The organism is Daejeonella sp., from assembly GCF_030695525.1.
Lineage (GTDB): Bacteria > Bacteroidota > Bacteroidia > Sphingobacteriales > Sphingobacteriaceae > Daejeonella.
Genome location: NZ_JAUYSS010000072.1, coordinates 72,328 through 88,576, shown reverse-complemented (window position 1 = coordinate 88,576; position 16,249 = coordinate 72,328). Strand labels below are relative to the sequence as shown.

16 protein-coding genes are annotated in these 16,249 nt (G+C 39.0%); 7 read left to right on the top strand and 9 right to left on the bottom strand.

The window, feature by feature from the left end:
• Positions 1-224: 224 nt before the first annotated feature.
• Positions 225-752, bottom strand: a complete 528-nt coding sequence (locus tag Q8S11_RS17485) for a hypothetical protein (protein WP_305663408.1) — start codon at positions 750-752, stop codon at positions 225-227.
• The gene (gene gpmI / locus Q8S11_RS17480; protein ID WP_305663407.1) at positions 752-2,275 is read right to left on the bottom strand and encodes a 2,3-bisphosphoglycerate-independent phosphoglycerate mutase; all 1,524 of its coding nucleotides are present in this window, start codon (positions 2,273-2,275) and stop codon (positions 752-754) included. The genes Q8S11_RS17485 and gpmI overlap by 1 nt, the downstream gene beginning before the upstream one ends.
• Before the next feature lie 80 nt (positions 2,276-2,355).
• Between gpmI and Q8S11_RS17475 the strand changes: the two genes are divergently transcribed.
• The 4 genes from Q8S11_RS17475 to Q8S11_RS17460 are packed head-to-tail and all read left to right on the top strand — an operon-like array spanning position 2,356 to position 5,196.
• Positions 2,356-2,760 (top strand): DUF4783 domain-containing protein, encoded by a 405-nt coding sequence (locus tag Q8S11_RS17475; protein WP_305663406.1) that lies wholly within the window; start codon positions 2,356-2,358, stop codon positions 2,758-2,760.
• A 42-nt stretch (positions 2,761-2,802) separates the two neighbouring features.
• Positions 2,803-3,660, top strand: a complete 858-nt coding sequence (nadC, locus tag Q8S11_RS17470; protein WP_305663405.1) for a carboxylating nicotinate-nucleotide diphosphorylase — start codon at positions 2,803-2,805, stop codon at positions 3,658-3,660.
• A gap of 50 nt (positions 3,661-3,710) precedes the next feature.
• A complete protein-coding gene (gene plsY, locus Q8S11_RS17465; RefSeq protein WP_305663404.1) occupies positions 3,711-4,358 on the top strand; it encodes a glycerol-3-phosphate 1-O-acyltransferase PlsY in 648 nt (215 codons plus the stop codon).
• A 22-nt stretch (positions 4,359-4,380) separates the two neighbouring features.
• A complete protein-coding gene (locus tag Q8S11_RS17460) occupies positions 4,381-5,196 on the top strand; it encodes a M48 family metallopeptidase (protein ID WP_305663403.1) in 816 nt (271 codons plus the stop codon).
• 23 nt (positions 5,197-5,219) lie between these two features.
• Here Q8S11_RS17460 and Q8S11_RS17455 read toward each other — a convergent pair whose 3' ends face one another.
• From Q8S11_RS17455 to Q8S11_RS17440, 4 genes are read right to left on the bottom strand one after another with little or no spacing between them, the layout of a single operon-like run.
• Positions 5,220-6,488: an anthranilate synthase component I family protein gene (locus Q8S11_RS17455; RefSeq protein ID WP_305663402.1), complete on the bottom strand. Its 1,269-nt coding sequence runs from the start codon at positions 6,486-6,488 to the stop codon at positions 5,220-5,222.
• A 47-nt stretch (positions 6,489-6,535) separates the two neighbouring features.
• Positions 6,536-7,810 (bottom strand): adenylosuccinate synthase, encoded by a 1,275-nt coding sequence (locus tag Q8S11_RS17450; RefSeq protein ID WP_305663401.1) that lies wholly within the window; start codon positions 7,808-7,810, stop codon positions 6,536-6,538.
• 34 nt (positions 7,811-7,844) lie between these two features.
• The gene (locus tag Q8S11_RS17445) at positions 7,845-8,321 is read right to left on the bottom strand and encodes a Fur family transcriptional regulator (RefSeq protein WP_305663400.1); all 477 of its coding nucleotides are present in this window, start codon (positions 8,319-8,321) and stop codon (positions 7,845-7,847) included.
• 57 nt (positions 8,322-8,378) lie between these two features.
• Positions 8,379-10,610 carry a bifunctional (p)ppGpp synthetase/guanosine-3',5'-bis(diphosphate) 3'-pyrophosphohydrolase gene (locus Q8S11_RS17440; protein ID WP_305663399.1) on the bottom strand — a complete coding sequence of 744 codons (2,232 nt, stop codon included), beginning with the start codon at positions 10,608-10,610 and terminating at the stop codon, positions 8,379-8,381.
• A gap of 114 nt (positions 10,611-10,724) precedes the next feature.
• Here Q8S11_RS17440 and Q8S11_RS17435 point away from each other — a divergent pair, with 114 nt between their 5' ends.
• Genes Q8S11_RS17435 through bshB1 form a run of 3 tightly spaced genes read left to right on the top strand, consistent with a single transcriptional unit; the run spans position 10,725 to position 12,561 of the window.
• On the top strand, positions 10,725-11,345 hold the full coding sequence (locus Q8S11_RS17435; protein ID WP_305663398.1) for a DUF4294 domain-containing protein: 621 nt from the start codon (positions 10,725-10,727) through the stop codon (positions 11,343-11,345).
• Complete coding sequence (locus Q8S11_RS17430; protein ID WP_305663397.1) at positions 11,342-11,848, top strand: glutathione peroxidase; 507 nt, start codon at positions 11,342-11,344, stop codon at positions 11,846-11,848. Before Q8S11_RS17435 ends, Q8S11_RS17430 begins: the two co-directional genes overlap by 4 nt.
• Positions 11,845-12,561: a bacillithiol biosynthesis deacetylase BshB1 gene (gene bshB1, locus Q8S11_RS17425; RefSeq protein WP_305663396.1), complete on the top strand. Its 717-nt coding sequence runs from the start codon at positions 11,845-11,847 to the stop codon at positions 12,559-12,561. The genes Q8S11_RS17430 and bshB1 overlap by 4 nt, the downstream gene beginning before the upstream one ends.
• Positions 12,562-12,620: 59 nt before the next feature.
• On the opposite strand, the gene lat is transcribed toward bshB1, so the two are convergent.
• The 3 genes from lat to Q8S11_RS17410 all read right to left on the bottom strand — a co-directional run bounded on the left by lat (position 12,621) and on the right by Q8S11_RS17410 (position 16,125).
• Positions 12,621-13,952, bottom strand: coding sequence for an L-lysine 6-transaminase (lat, locus tag Q8S11_RS17420; RefSeq protein WP_305663395.1), 1,332 nt, complete (start codon positions 13,950-13,952; stop codon positions 12,621-12,623).
• 191 nt (positions 13,953-14,143) lie between these two features.
• Positions 14,144-15,031 (bottom strand): 1-aminocyclopropane-1-carboxylate deaminase/D-cysteine desulfhydrase, encoded by an 888-nt coding sequence (locus Q8S11_RS17415; protein WP_305663394.1) that lies wholly within the window; start codon positions 15,029-15,031, stop codon positions 14,144-14,146.
• Positions 15,032-15,045: 14 nt separating this feature from the next.
• On the bottom strand, positions 15,046-16,125 hold the full coding sequence (locus Q8S11_RS17410) for a DUF6588 family protein (RefSeq protein ID WP_305663393.1): 1,080 nt from the start codon (positions 16,123-16,125) through the stop codon (positions 15,046-15,048).
• Between the last annotated feature and the right edge of the window lie 124 nt (positions 16,126-16,249).

The window sequence follows — 16,249 nt, the reverse complement described above, 5'->3', positions numbered from 1 at the left end:
TTAAGTTCAGAAAGATAATTTCCGAACTTTATCACAACCTGGCTGTCTGTTTTTGGATAATGGCCAATACAATCTGGATGATTGGTGAGTTTTTTTACGATGATAGCTTACGTTCTTTTGCAATGATATTTTTTATCATTGGTCTTATTATATTGATGATCTATTATGGGTTTATTTATAATAAGTTAGCAAATTTTCAAGACAGCAGGGAATAGGATTGATTTTTATTTTAATATTTTCCCAATGATCTGATAAGTGTTACTGCCCAGGAATAGCACAGTTTGATTTTTATTTATCTTGTAAATCGAATCTGGAAAATATGACAATTCTTCAGAAGATTCATACAACTTACTCCGGGTATAATTTTTTATTTTGAAATATACAGCTTTTCCCTGCTTATCCTTTAGTATCTCCACAAATCTGGTGCGAAGATTCGTATCAATTGCCAGGTAGGTGACCCGGACACCATCACCTACAACCTTGTAGCTATCAATCCAGGCAGGCTTATTAATATCTGAGGCTATGAATAGGGCAAGTTCATTATCCCAGTCTACAGCTAGTTTTTTTTTAACCTCTGCCTGATTATTTTGAATAACACTCTTATCTACGTATGATTTTTTGTTTGACAGTCTATTAGCCTCAGCTTCAAAAAATCCTTTGATATCAAAAAATTGAGTTTTTGTTTCCAATTCTTCCCCACCTGTACATGAGGAAATAAAAATAATAAGGAGAATAAATGACTTACGATACATTAAAAAACCAATATTTCACCGCTCATTATTTCCGGCGATTTAATATTCATTATTTTCAGGATTGTAGGTGCAATATCACCCAGTTTGCCGTCTTTGATATGTTTATAATTCTCATCTATCAGAATACAGGGAACAAGGTTTGTAGTATGTGCGGTATTTGGAGAGCCATCCTCATTTATCATATAATCTGCATTGCCATGATCTGCCAGGATAATAAATGAATAACCGTTTTTTATTCCGCATTTAACTACTTGTTCCAGACACCGGTCAACGGTTTCTACTGCCTTCACCACCGCACTGAATACACCTGTATGTCCTACCATATCCGGGTTAGCGAAATTCAAACAGACGAAATCAGGCCATCCACTTTCAAGTTCGATACAAATTGCCTCTGCAATTATTGAGGCACTCATCTCTGGTTGGAGATCATAAGTTGCAACTTTAGGGGATGGAATCAGAATCCGTTTCTCATTATCAAATTCCCGCTCTCTCCCCCCTGAGAAGAAAAAGGTAACATGGGGGTATTTTTCTGTTTCCGCAATCCGAATTTGATTTTTGTGATTTTGTTCCAGGACTGCTCCAAGGGTTTCATTCAGATCATCTTTAGTAAATACAACATGAACATTTTTAAATGTTTCATCATAAGTGGTCAGAGTTACATAATAAAGATCAAGTGCCTGCATATTGTATTCAGGAAATGATTGCTGAGTCAGTACAGTAGTAATTTCCCTTCCCCGGTCAGTTCTGAAATTGAAGCATATTACTACATCTCCAGTCTCAATCTTTCCAACTGGTATACCGTCATTATCGATTTTTACAATAGGTTCAATAAATTCATCGCTAATTCCTGCCTCATACGACTGCTGTATACTGTCTGAAATATTATTGCTTGGTTTACCTGTTCCATGAACCATCAGATCATAGGCCAGTTTAATCCGTTCCCAACGATTATCTCTATCCATTGCATAATAGCGGCCTATAGCAGTAGCGATGGTTCCCGTCGAATGCTCAAGATGAGCATTCAATTCCTGCACAAACTGTAATCCGGAGGCCGGATCAGTATCGCGCCCATCCATAAAAGCATGGATGAACACATTTTTTACCTGATTGGCTTTTGCAGCATCGCATAAACCTTTCAGATGATTAATGTGAGAATGAACGCCTCCATTGGATAAAAGTCCAATAAAGTGTACATTTTTATTTGCATGTTTTGCATAATTGAATGCTGCTTTCAGTACTGGTTGATCATTTAGCTCATTATCTTCAACCGCCTTGTTTATACGTCCTAATTCCTGATAGATAACCCTGCCTGCTCCCAGATTCATATGCCCCACTTCCGAATTACCCATCTGTCCGGAAGGAAGGCCAACCGCTTCTCCGGAAGCCTGTAATTTTGAGTTTGGGTAGGTGTTGATTAAATAATCGAAAAAAGGGGTATCAGCCATACTCACTGCATCAGATTTATCATGATTTCCGTAGCCCCAGCCGTCGAGGATTAAAAGAATTGCTTTTTTATTTTTCACAATGCAAATATACGCCCAAATTAAATAAATTTACAGTATCTGTATTATGGCATACTTTTAGTGCTATTATTTAAAAAAAAATGGGAATCAAAATTCTAATAATCAGTACTATTTCTTGTTTTTTTTTATTTATACAACCTGAGGTACAACAGAAGGATATATTTGACACTCTATCAGTCTATTTCAAGGATTCAAACAGTAAAGATATTGCAGCATACTTTGAAAGTGTGATTGAATTAGACATACTTTCTGAGGAAGGTGAGTACTCAAAAGCACAAGCGGAATTAATTCTTCGTGATTTTTTTTCCAGGCATTCAGCAGTTTCGGTAAAAGTTCTTCACCGGCTTAGTTCAAGTTCAAACTATAAATTTGGAGTGCTATCGTTTGAATCTAAATCAAAAAAACTAAGGGTTTCAATATCAATGGCAAATAATGGCAATAAATTTTTGATCAAAACCATTACGATCGAAAACGATAAAGAATAGGGATTTTAATTAAGTATTTCTATTTTTGCCTGACCAATTACAATGAATTTAGACAAAGCAATATTAGAGCCATTCCTATTGAGCGCTCTTGCCGAGGATATTGGTGATGGTGATCATACCTCACTTTCAACTATCCCTAAAGGCCAGACAGGTAAAGCGAAGTTGTTGATCAAAGACGATGGTATTATCGCAGGTGTTGATGTCTCTAGAGAAATATTCAAACTGGTTGATCCAAATCTTCAAATTGAAATTTTCATTCAGGACGGCGAGTCTGTTAAGCCGGGTGACATTGCCCTTTATGTAAGCGGTAGTGTGCATTCCATTCTTAAAGCAGAGCGTTTGGTATTGAATATAATGCAGAGAATGAGTGGTATAGCAAGTACCACCAATCGGATAGTAAAAATCCTTAAAGATACCGGTACCAAAGTGCTGGATACCCGTAAAACTACTCCCGGCCTCCGTTATCTCGAAAAAATGGCTGTTAAAATAGGGGGAGGGGTCAATCACAGGTTTGGTTTGTACGATATGATTTTGATCAAGGATAATCACGTTGATTATGCCGGGGGGATAAGTAATGCAATAAAATCTGCTCAGGCCTATTTAAAAGCGAATAAAATCAGTATTCCCGTTGAAGTTGAGGTTAGAAATTTGGATGAGTTGAAAGAAGTGATGAATTTTGGTCAAATCGATAGAATATTACTTGATAATTTTAATTTCTCTTTACTCAAAGAGGCTGTTGGCCTGGTTAATGGATCATATATAACAGAAGCTTCGGGTGGTATTACTGAGCAGAATGTTTTAGAGTACGCCAAATGCGGGGTTGATTATGTTTCAATGGGTGCATTAACACATTCAGTTAAAAGTATGGACATGAGCCTAAAGGCTGTTAAGTCCCATTAATATTTATTTTTTCACAGATAGACCTGATCGAATTTGTAATATTGTAAAGAATGATCTCGATTTTCTCGCTCTCGGCCTTAATTGTTGCATATCTTTTCGGATCAATTCCTACGGCAGTTTGGATTGGTCAGGCTTTTTATGGAATAGATGTAAGGGAGTATGGCAGTGGGAATGCCGGTGCAACCAACACATTCAGGGTATTGGGTAAAAAAGCCGGCATCGCTGTGATGTTTCTCGATATTTTTAAAGGTTATACGGCAACAAATCTTGCATATCTGATCGGACTTTCGGTAACCGGTCCTCAAAATTCGGTACAATTTGTGAATTATCAGCTGGCGCTAGGGGTAACCGCAGTATTAGGGCACTTATTTCCTGTTTTTGCAGGTTTTCGGGGAGGTAAAGGGGTTGCCACATTATTTGGTATGATATTGGCAGTACACTCGGAGGCAGCGATGCTTTGCGTTCTTACCTTTGTTGTATTTTTGCTGATTTTCAAATATGTATCACTAAGCTCCATAATGGCGGGGTTTTCGTTCCCCCTCAGTATCATTTTCATATTTCAATCACCAATCCGTTCCGTCCTGCTTTATGGAATGTGCATATGTGTTCTGATTTTAGTGACACATCAAAAGAATATCGAGCGACTTCTAAAAGGAAAAGAATCCAGAGTAAATCTGTTTAAAAGAAAAGCTCAATAATCACATTATTTAATTATTAATCATGAAAAAATTAAACTTGATCATCGCAGCAGCGGTCGGAATATTCCTGTCTTCCTGCTCTCAGGTTCCGCTAACAGGGCGAAGCCAGTTAAGTCTGGTGGATGATTCCGCCCTGCAAAATGAAGCTGCCAATGCTTATAATCAATTTCTTTCTGATCCTTCTACCAAAGTAATTTCAAGTGGTACGAATGCACAGCAGGTGAAAACAGTTGGAAATAAACTTGCCTCAGCTATTAACCGTTACATGCAGGCAAATGGTTTTGGGGATAAGTACAACTATAATTATCAATTTACTCTGGTAGAGAGTAAGGATATTAACGCCTGGTGTATGCCGGGAGGAAAAGTGGCAATTTACTCAGGAATCTTGCCTGTTACCCAGAATGAATCAGGTCTTGCAACTGTTATGGGACATGAGATCGCTCATGCCATCGCACAACATGCTGCAGAAAGATATTCTCAAATGTCACTTGCTCAGGCCGGGGGTGGAATTCTTGGTGCTGCTGTAGGCGGTGCATCACAAGGCACTCAGCAGATAATAGGTCAGCTTTACGGTATAGGAGGTCAGCTTGCAATGTTGAAGTACTCCCGCAACCAGGAAAGTGAAGCGGATCGTTTAGGGATTATTTTCATGGCTATGGCCGGATATAATCCTGATAATGCTGTAGCATTCTGGGAGCGGATGGCCACAGCTAAAAGCAGCAGTGGTGCACCTCCTGAATTTTTAAGTTCACACCCAAGCGATGCAAGCAGGATTTCTGCGATCAGGAAACTGTTGCCTGAAGCGCGCCAGTATTATACCGGCGCCAGAGTGAAATAAACATGTGGCAATCAGGAATCGTCTTACTTTAATACATCCCTGATTGCCTTTCCTTTCAAAAGACATTCTTCATATTCTTTCTCCGCATCTGAATCCAGGGTAATGGCGCTGCCAACATGAAATGAGAGGTATTTATGTTTGGCATTATAGAGGATTGTGCGGATGACCACATTGAAATCAAAATCACCATTAGGTGCGAAATAACCAACAGCACCTGAATAGACACCTCGTTTACTCCGTTCATATTTTTCAGCCAGTTGCATCGCTCTTATTTTAGGCGCACCAGTCATTGAACCCATCGGAAAAGTGTTTGCAATGATCCCGGCATTGGTAAGGGTTTGATCTGCTTCACAAACCACTGTTGAGATCATCTGATGAACCTGTTTAAAGCTATATATACCGAAGAGTTCTTCCACCCGTACTGTTCCTGGCTTTGCACTTTTGGTGAGGTCATTCCGAACCAAATCTACAATCATGACGTTTTCAGCACGTTCTTTCTCATTTTTTAATAGTTCTTCTTTCTGCTTTTTATCTCTTGAACCATTGGTCTTCCGGGATGATGTACCTTTTATAGGCTGACTGATCAATTTGTTTCCTCTGCGGCTCAAAAAACGTTCAGGTGTAGCCGAAACAATATAGTGCTCATTTATTTTAAAATAATTGGCAAATGGGGTTGGAGAGAGTTTGTTAAGTGCAATAAAAATCTCTAACGGATCAATTTCTGCATTCTCTGCATAAAATTCCTGACAAAAATTGATCTCATAAATATCTCCCCTCTGAATGTGTTTTTTAATATCCTGAACGGTTTGGATGTATTCATTCCTGTTAAACCTGCTTTTTATTGCGAGCCCGCTAGCCTTCCCCATAGGCGGCTTTAAAGGAGTTTTATGAATCATGCTCCAAACTTCATCTGCAGCATCACTCAAGATACTAACCTCATTATTCCTGATCAGAATGCTGTGTTTTGGAGAAAAAAAATGAATTTCAGGGAACTCCAGGTAATCCGGATTTTCGGATATAAGGTTTTCAGTCTCATTTTTAAGGTCGTAGGAGAAGTAACCCGGAATATAGCCCTTGTTTGTAAGTAAAAAATCTTCCAGCTCTGTAAAAGCATTACCACTGGTAACACTTAATCCGGCAGCTTTTCCTGCAGCTATATAAACCCCAAATGCGGAGTAGGGATCTGAAAAATTATTGGAATCAAAATAACAAACTGTATCAAATGAGTTTGCCCAAAACAAAGCTTTTGATTTAAAAGTTTCCGGATCATCGGTATGAAAAACCTTTAACATAGATACCTTGAATCAAATGAATACCCCTGGATGTTCTGTTTCCCGAATTAACAAAGAGTCAGGGTCTGAACCCGATCCGGACCTACTGAAAGATATTTAATCGGTACACCCAACTGCTTTTCAAGGTAAGCGATATAATTGTTCAACTTTTCAGGAATCTGATCAATTTCACGGATGCCTGTTAAATCTTCCTTCCATCCCGGTATAGGCTCATATATAGGTTCTGCCTTTATCGCGTTAATATCGTATGGCATATAATCAACTACTTCACCATTGTATTTATAATGGGTACAGGCATAAATAGTTTCAAACCCGCTTAATACATCAGCCTTGGTCATTACCATCTCAGTAACGCCATTTAACATGATTGCATATTTTAAAGCAGGTAGGTCTATCCATCCGCAACGGCGTGGTCGGCCTGTGGTAGCCCCAAATTCATGTCCAAGCCTTCTCAGTTCTTCACCGGTTTCATTCTCAAGCTCAGTTGGAAAGGGGCCGCTTCCTACACGTGTACAGTATGCTTTAAAGATACCAATGACATGGCCTATATTTTTAGGGGCCACTCCAAGTCCGGTGCATGCACCGGCGGTGGTTGTGTTGGATGAAGTTACAAAAGGATATGAGCCAAAGTCAATATCGAGCATGGTACCCTGTGCACCCTCTGCCAATACCTTTTTTCCATCTCTAAGGTATTGATTTACAAAATGTTCACTATCAACCTGTGGTATTGCTTTTAATAATTCGATTGCCTCAAAAAAAGCAGCTTCCTTTTCTGAATAATCAGGTATTTCACCGTAATGTGATAAGATTGAACGGTGTTTGTTAACCAAACGCATGTAACGTTCGCGGAAATCAGGAAGCATGGTATCGCCCACGCGTAAACCATTTCTGCCGGTTTTATCCATGTAGGTTGGTCCAATCCCTTTTAAAGTTGAGCCTATTTTGCTTTCACCCATATTGCTTTCGGATGCAGCATCCAAAAGCTGATGTGTTGGCAGAATCAAATGGGCTTTTCGGGCAATAACCATTTTTTTTCTTGCAACCGGGTCAAACCCATTTTTTTTAAGGTTATCAAGTTCCCTTTTTAGGATGATTGGATCAATAACCACACCATTACCAATGAGATTCATCGCTTTATCATTGAATATTCCGGAAGGAATGGTATTCAGCACATATTTCTGATTGTCGAATTCCAAAGTATGACCGGCATTTGGCCCACCCTGGAAGCGGGCAATTAAGTCATATTCGGGACTTAAAACATCAACAATTTTTCCTTTTCCTTCGTCGCCCCATTGGAGGCCTAGCAATACGTCAACAGTCATGATTAATAATAAGGGAGTATTAGGTATGTTTAGATTAACTTTTATTAACATATGAATCACAATGCCCTTCTTTCAGGCGTATGCAATTTCCATATAAATTGAGTGAATGATGTTTGATCTCAAATTTTAGAATATCACCCATCATGCTTTGAATTTGCTGTATCCTTGGATCACAAAATTCCACGACCTTCCCGCAATCAATGCAAATTATATGATCATGCTGCTTAAAGCCATATGATTTTTCGAATTGAGCCATGTTCTTGCCAAACTGATGCTTGGTAACCAGATCACATGAAACTAAAAGTTCAAGGGTATTATAAACAGTGGCACGACTTACCCGGTACTTCTTGTTTTTCATATGGATGTACAAAGATTCCACATCAAAATGATCGTTACGGGAGTAGATTTCCTCCAGGATTGCGTAACGTTCAGGAGTCTTTCTCAGGCTTTTGTTCTCCAGATAAGCCTCAAAAATCTTTATAACTAGGGCAATTGTATCTTTTCCGGGCATAGTGCTATTAAATAACGCCCAAATTTATCCAAAAAATAAGAATATTCAGCATTTAATTCAGGAGGCCTTTACCATATCTTCATCATGAGAGTCAAATCGGGTCACAGAGCTTACCCCAACCACTTCCTTCAATTTTAAAATAAGGTTGTCCAGATGTTTTGTGTTGTTAACATAGACCATAATTGAGCCTTCAAAAATTCCATCTTCAGTATCTACTGTGATCGAACGCATATTGACTTTGAAATCGCTGGATATAACGGTTGTAATTTTATTGATCAGTCCTACATCATCAATTCCGGTTATGTGAAGGCCGGTTAAAAATGCAAGTTCTTTTTGTGAATTCCATTTGGCTTTGACAATCCTGTAGCCGTAGTTTGCCATTAATTTAGCTGCATTCGGGCAGTTGGTACGATGAATCTTAATTCCATCACCGACGGTTACAAAGCCAAAAACATCATCTCCCGGGATCGGGTTACAACAAGCCGAAAGTTTATAATCCAGTTTCTGCAGATCTTCACCTATTAGTAAAGTATCGCTATCATCGCCTTTAACCTTCTTACTAAATTGTTCATTCGGAACAAATTCAATCTTTTCAGGCTTATTTTCGACAATTTTTTCAGATGCAACAAATTCTTTTAATTGCTTCACATCAATTTTACCCTGTGCAACATTATAAAAGAGATCAAGTGTTGATGGAAGCTTGAAAAAGTAAGCAAGCTTGTAGAGGTTGTCTGAATTGTAAGTGACCTTTAATGATTTAAGCTTGCGCTCGAGGATTTCCTTGCCATTCTCAGCTATTTTACGTTTTTCTTCTTTTAAGGAGGATTTGATCTTCGATTTAGCCTTTGCAGTAACAACAAAATTTAGCCAGTCTTCTTTGGGTGACTGTTTACTGGAAGTAATAATCTCTACCTGATCGCCATTTTGAAGTTTATAAGATAATGGTACCAGTTTGTAGTTCACCTTGGCTCCGATACAACTTGCACCGATATCGGTATGAATCTCAAATGCAAAATCCAATGCTGTGGCATTTACAGGGAGCTGAATTAAAGACCCTTTTGGTGTAAAAATGAAGATTTCATCTGAGAAGAGGTTCATCTTGAAATCATCCAGAAAGTCAAGGGCATTTGACTCCGGATTGCTCAGCAGTTCCCTTACTTTATGAATCCATTGGTCAAGCCCGCTGTCATTATTAGGTTCTTCTTTGTATTTCCAGTGTGCGGCAAATCCTTTCTCGGCAATTTCATTCATTCGTGTTGTACGAATTTGAACTTCAACCCATTGACCCCGGGGGCCCATTACAGTGGTGTGAAGCGATTCGTATCCATTGGCACGTGGTGAGGAGATCCAGTCGCGAAGCCTGTCAGGATTTGGGTGATAGAGGTCGGTAACGATGGAATAGGCTTTCCAGCAATCAGATTTTTCATTTTCGGGCTTGCTGTTCAAAATGATCCGAACTGCAAAAAGATCATATACCTCGTCAAAAGGAATGTTCTTTTTACGCATTTTTGTCCAGATAGAATGTATTGACTTTGGTCTGCCATACACATCAGCATGAAGTCCCTGCTCATTTAATATATCCTTGATCGGAGCAATAAAATCTTTAATAAAGTTTTCCCTTTCAGCTTTTTTTTCATTTAGCTGCTGGGCGATGAACTTGTAGGTAACAGGTTCCATGTATTTCATGGAAAGATCTTCAAGCTCGGATTTCAATGTGTAAAGCCCTAAACGGTGTGCTAAGGGGGCATAGAGATAGACTGTTTCTGAAGAAATTTTTAACTGTTTATCCCTGGGCATGAATTCCATTGTCCGCATATTATGCAGACGATCAGCGAGTTTGATGAGAATTACCCTGACGTCATCGGCGAGGGTGAGAAGCATTTTCCTGAAGTTTTCGGCCTGAAGTGAACTGTTGTAATCGAAAACACCGGATATTTTAGTCAATCCGTCAATGATTTTGGTTACTTTCTTTCCGAACTCACGTTCAATATCATCCAGCGTAATGGTAGTATCTTCTACCACATCATGTAAGAGTGCACAAACTATGGATGTGGTTCCAAGACCAATTTCCTCTGCCGCGATTTGGGCAACTGCAATAGGATGGTATATGTAAGGCTCACCGGATTTTCGGCGCATATTCTGATGGCTTTCAAGGGCCATGTCAAAAGCAAGACGGATCATTCGCTTGTCGCCCTTTTGCATGGTCGATTTACACGCACGTAGTAAAGCCCGGTACCGCTTTAGTATTTCCTTCTTTTCAGCCTCAAGATCAATTACTATTTCTTTCATTTTGTCATGCAATAGCTATATTTTAAAGCCTTAAGCGTATATGCCGGGTTACATTGCGTAAATTATGTATTAATATATACAAAATTTAGCTGTAAATTTGCAGACCATAAATTTATGAAATTTTTAAGGCTATCGGTAATTATTTGTGTGGTTTTGATGTCAAACGTGACATCTGCCCAGTATAAAAACGACCCTACTATAAAAGGACCGAAAGATACCATCAGAGTTTCAACTACCAATGTGGACAATGAAATGATCCCCTGGATCGTTATTCCTGAAGTTTCAGTTATTGATACCCGTCTTTTCAGATCGCCAGAAGAAAAAGCAAAGTTTAACAGGCTGAGATATAATGTGTTAAAGGTTTTACCATATGCCATGTATGCCCGACGAAAGTATCAGGAATTGCAACTGAATCTGGATAACGTTAAGAGCAGAAAGGAAAAAAGGGTAATGATTAAGGCATTTGAAGGAGAAATTAAAGATATGTTTAACCGTGAGGTGAAAAATCTGACCATTACACAGGGTGGAATATTGATCAAATTAATTGACAGGGAAACCGGCACCAGTAGCTATGATTTGTTAAAGGATATGAAAGGCGGTATAACTGCCTTCTTCTATCAGTCAATCGCGAGAATTTTTGGCAATAACCTTAAAAATACTTATGATCCTCAGGAAGATCGGGATATAGAGGCCATTATACAGTCTTCAGGATATTACTCATACAGCTATTTATGAATAAAAAATCAGTTTACCAGTTCAGTGTTCAAAAACTGAATGGGGAGCATATGAATTTGGATATTTATGGGGGTAAAGTATTGCTGCTGGTCAATATAGCTTCTGAATGTGGCTTTACGCCACAGCTTAAGGAACTCGAAAGCCTTCGCAAGGATTATCAGGGCGAGGATTTTGAAATACTGGCATTCCCATCCAATGATTTCGGGGGACAGGAACCGCTGGAAGGCTTTGCGCTGGGTGATTTTTGTGAAAAGAATTATGGTGTGAGTTTTCCGGTGTTTGAAAAGATCCGTGTTAGGGGTGAATATGCTCATCCCTTATATAAATTTCTCTCAGATAAGAAACTTAATGGAAATGTTGGTGCTTCGCCAAGATGGAATTTTCATAAATATCTCATAAATACTAAGGGTGAACCCGTAGATTTTTTCTATCCTTTTACCAAACCGAATTCTTCCAGAATCAAAAAGAGGATTAATAAATTGCTGATTACAGAGAAATTATGAAATTAGATTTGCTGGTTTTTGCTGCTCACCCTGATGATGCTGAACTCGGGTGTTCCGGAACCATACTGAAATACATCTCAGCCGGCAGGAAAGTTGGAATTATTGATTTTACCCGTGGCGAATTAGGTACCCGTGGAACAGCTGAAACCCGTGATAAGGAGACCGAAGCATCAACCCGTATCCTGGGTCTGCATGCCAGGGAAAATTTGGGAATGAGAGATGGCTTTTTTCGGAATGATGAAGAGCATCAGTTACAGATCATCCGGATGATTAGAAAATACACCCCTGATATTGTATTCAGTAATGCACTGCATGACCGGCATCCAGACCATGGAAAAGCAGGGGATCTGGTTAATGATTCATTTTTTCTTGCCGGACTTTCAAAAATAGAAACCGAGTTAGATGGGAACGTACAGATTGCATTCAGACCCCGTCTATTGCTTCAATACATACAAGACAGGTACATTGAACCGGATATTCTGGTTGATGTGACTGATTTCTGGGATAAAAAAATGGAATGTATCCGTGCATTCAAAACCCAGTTCTTTGATCCGGATAGTGACGAAAAGGAGACATATATATCTTCTCCATCTTTTCTAAAAGTAATAGAAGCCAGATCCCGTGAATTAGGTAAGGCCATTGGTGCTGAATATGCCGAAGGATTTACAAGCAGAAAATTACTTGGAATTGATAATATATTCGATCTGAGGTAAAATCAGATCATTGAATGAAAAAAAATGCCCTCGATGTTTATGAGGGCATTTATAATTTATTACAAAGAAGGTACAATATTCTCAAGTATTTCCAGTCCTTCATCAATGTGTTTCTCTTCAATGATCAGAGAAGGCCTGAACCTGATCGACTTGTCACCGCAACCAAGAAACATGACATTCTTTTTCATTCCTTCAGTGATGAACTTGTCGCGCATACCTTTATTTGGAAAATCAAATGCAGTGATTAAACCACGGCCTCTCACATTGGATACTTTTACATGCTTATCGGAAATTTTACGTAATCGTTCCTGAAGGTAGTTCCCTGTGATGGTAGCATTACTCAGTAAATTATCTTCTTCAATAATCTCAAGTATGCGGGTCGACCTGACCATGTCTACCAAATTTCCACCCCATGTTGAATTAATCCGTGAGGGTACTCTGAAAACATTGTTCTCAATTTCATCAACTTTATTTCCAACCAGAATTCCGCAGACCTGCATTTTTTTGCCAAATGCTACGATATCGGGACGAGCTTTCACTCCAAAATGCTCATGAGTCCAGAATTTACCCGAGAGACCTACACCTGTTTGAACTTCATCATAAATTAAAAAGCAATCGTTTTCATCTGAGATCAGCTTTAATTGCTCAAGAAACTCCTGACGAACATGATTGTCACCACCTTCTGATTGAATAGGTTCGATGATAATGGCACAGATATCATCTTTGTTGTCAATAAATGCCTGTCGGATCTGTGCCAGAGAAAGGGCTTCTCTTTTCTTAAGATCTTCATAGCCCTCATCTGTAAACGGAAAATGAATAGTTGGAACACTCACCCTTGGCCAGTCAAAATGCGCAAACCATTTAGTTTTATCCGGAATGGTATTGGTTAAACTCATGGTATACCCAGTTCGGCCATGGAATGCATTTTCAAAATGAAGTACCTTAAAACCGCGTTCCCTCGTATACCCTTTCTGAAAATTTTTCTGAACTTTCCAGTCCATAGCTACTTTAAGTGCATTTTCTATTGCAAGCCCGCCACCTGCAATAAAAAAAGCATGGGGCAGGTAATCCGGAATTCCAACGCGTGAGAAAGTTTGAACGAACTGAGCGTATTGGGTGGTATAGATATCTGAGTTGGAAGGATTGGTCAATGCAGCCAGCATCAGATTTTTTTTAAATTCTTCATCATTCACCATTTTGGGATGATTATAGCCCAAAGGAACTGATGCAAAACAGGTGAAAAAATCTAATAATGTACGCTCATGTTTGGAATCATAAATATAAACACCATTGCTTTTTTCCATGTCGAAAGTAAGGTCGTAACCGTCGGCGAGGATATGTTTGCTGAGTGTTTCCTGAACTTTTTCTGGTGAAACGGATAGTTTATACATATTGGTTAGGATATACTCAAAATTACTGAAATGCCCTCAAATGAGCAAATTTCGAGGTTTTACTAAGTTTTTTATAAAAAATAGGTTTAAACAGTTTAAACCTGTTTTTTGAACTGATGGTCTTTTCGGTAATTTTATTGATCCTTAAAAATTACAAGAAATGACGGAGAATTCTGCCTGAATTCGGGCAATCAGAATTTAAATCTCTCTGCCATTCCCAATATTCCGGTAATTCCTCCGGTATGTACTGCAAGTATCCGAGATTCAGGTGCAAAATAATCTTTCGAGATCAGATCATAAATTGCATAAAGCAACTTTCCGGTGTAGACCGGGTCGATTAATATGCCGGTTGAACTAGTAAAATCTTTAATAAAATTCAATAGCGCATCGCTCGTTTTCGCATATCCTCCGAAATGATAATCTGTGTGAAATTCAAAAAAAGCCCCATTCGTAAGGTTGTCAATCCCATTTTTGAGAAAATCTGCTCCTTTGAGCACAGGAACGACATGCATTTTAGTGCTTAAAGCCTTTCTGTTTATACCTGAAAGTATGCCTGCCGCAGTAGTTCCGGTTCCTGCGGCACAAAAGAGATGATCATACACATCCGGAAGCTCATCAATCAATTCTGAGCAGCCTTTTGCAGCTAAGCTGCCCGAACCACCCTCGTCAATAAAAAAGGCTTCCTGATTCTTATGGAAGTGTTTTTTGAACAGCAGGGACTTATCACGATAACTTTCACGATCCTCAAAGATTAATTGCATGCCGAATAGTCTGCATAGTAAAAGAGTCTCATTTTCGACATTTTCGCCACGTACGATTCCTGTACTGTTAAAGCCGAATTTTGCTGCTGCGCAGGCGGTAGCAATCAGATGGTTGGAATAAGCGCCGCCAAAGGTGACCAGATGCTTTTTTTGATGTTCTTTGGCCTCCAGGAGGATGTATTTAAGCTTACGCCATTTATTTCCTGAGATGAAGGGATGAATCATATCATCCCTTTTTATGAATATCTGAACTCCCTTTAAGCTGAAGAGCGGGTTAAATATTTCTTCCAGCGGACTATAAATGGGCAGATCAATCATTTGGAACAATGAATCTATTTTCCCAGACCAAATCCAATACCCCCGTTAAATGAATTATATTCTGCCATACTGTATGATCCGTAAATCCTGAAAAAGGCAAGATTTAACTGAAAACCAATGTTTGTTCTGAACCCATTGATATCAGTTTGTTTAATATTTATAGGGTCGGTAAACACAGTATAGGTTCTCTGTCCCAGTGGGGTTACTCCATCAATTATCGGGAAATTGCCTTTCATACCAGCATCAGTTTTCGCAGTATTATAACCCAAACTTATAAATGGGGTAAAAAGCAGGATTCTTTTTGAAACGATAAATTCAGTATTAATGCCCGAGAATTTGGCTTCTACCCTCTGATTTGAGAAATTATTAGGTTGGGTTGCTGAAGAAGGTACAGCGTTGGAAGGTGCCGGTACATTTAGTGGAACTTCATAAGTAAATTGAGTGTATCCGGCAGCCAGAGCGATATCAAAGGGAACTATTTTATCAGCCATTCCTGAAATTAAGGGGATCAGCTCAACTTTTAGTCCTCCACCTAACATCCCGATAGATCCGAAATCGCTGCCAAGTTTAACAGTAGGCATAGCTCTAACACTTAGTTCTATCCCTCTGGATAGTCCGATAGAACCCTGAAGTTGTGGTGCCGGAATTAAGCCGATACCTGTCCCTCCCGGCAATGCAAATGTTTCTAATGCCTGATTATTATTATCATATACGGTTAATTGGGTGTTATTATCCTTTGAACCTGAGAGTGTAGGACTTATGGTTTGAGCCGGATTACTTGGTCTTATATTATTAGATAATCCAATTTTAGTGACATCAAAGCTCTCATCCGGTTGCGGCACTACTGCACCTGTTATGCCGAAGCGAAGATCAAACCTCAGAAGGTTTTTGGAGTGTGCTGTATTATTCCATCCTGAATTTAACCCTACACCTAAGCCTTTAAAAAGAGGCTTTAAATAGGCTTGAGCAAGTTTGGTAGCATCCGCAGGACTTGATTTTATGAGGTCTGACACATCACTTTGAGAATATACAAAGCCAGGGAGTGTTAGGAACAAGCCAAAAATAATGAAGCGGTAGTGAAAATGATTTTTCATATACAGGATATTTATGTTTTCAATGTAAAGTTAAGGTCTTTTGCTTAAAACTGGTCTTAATTGGATGTTAATTCAGGATTTAAGAGGAAATAAAATCTCCGGGAATATGAATGAAGGTTTATGC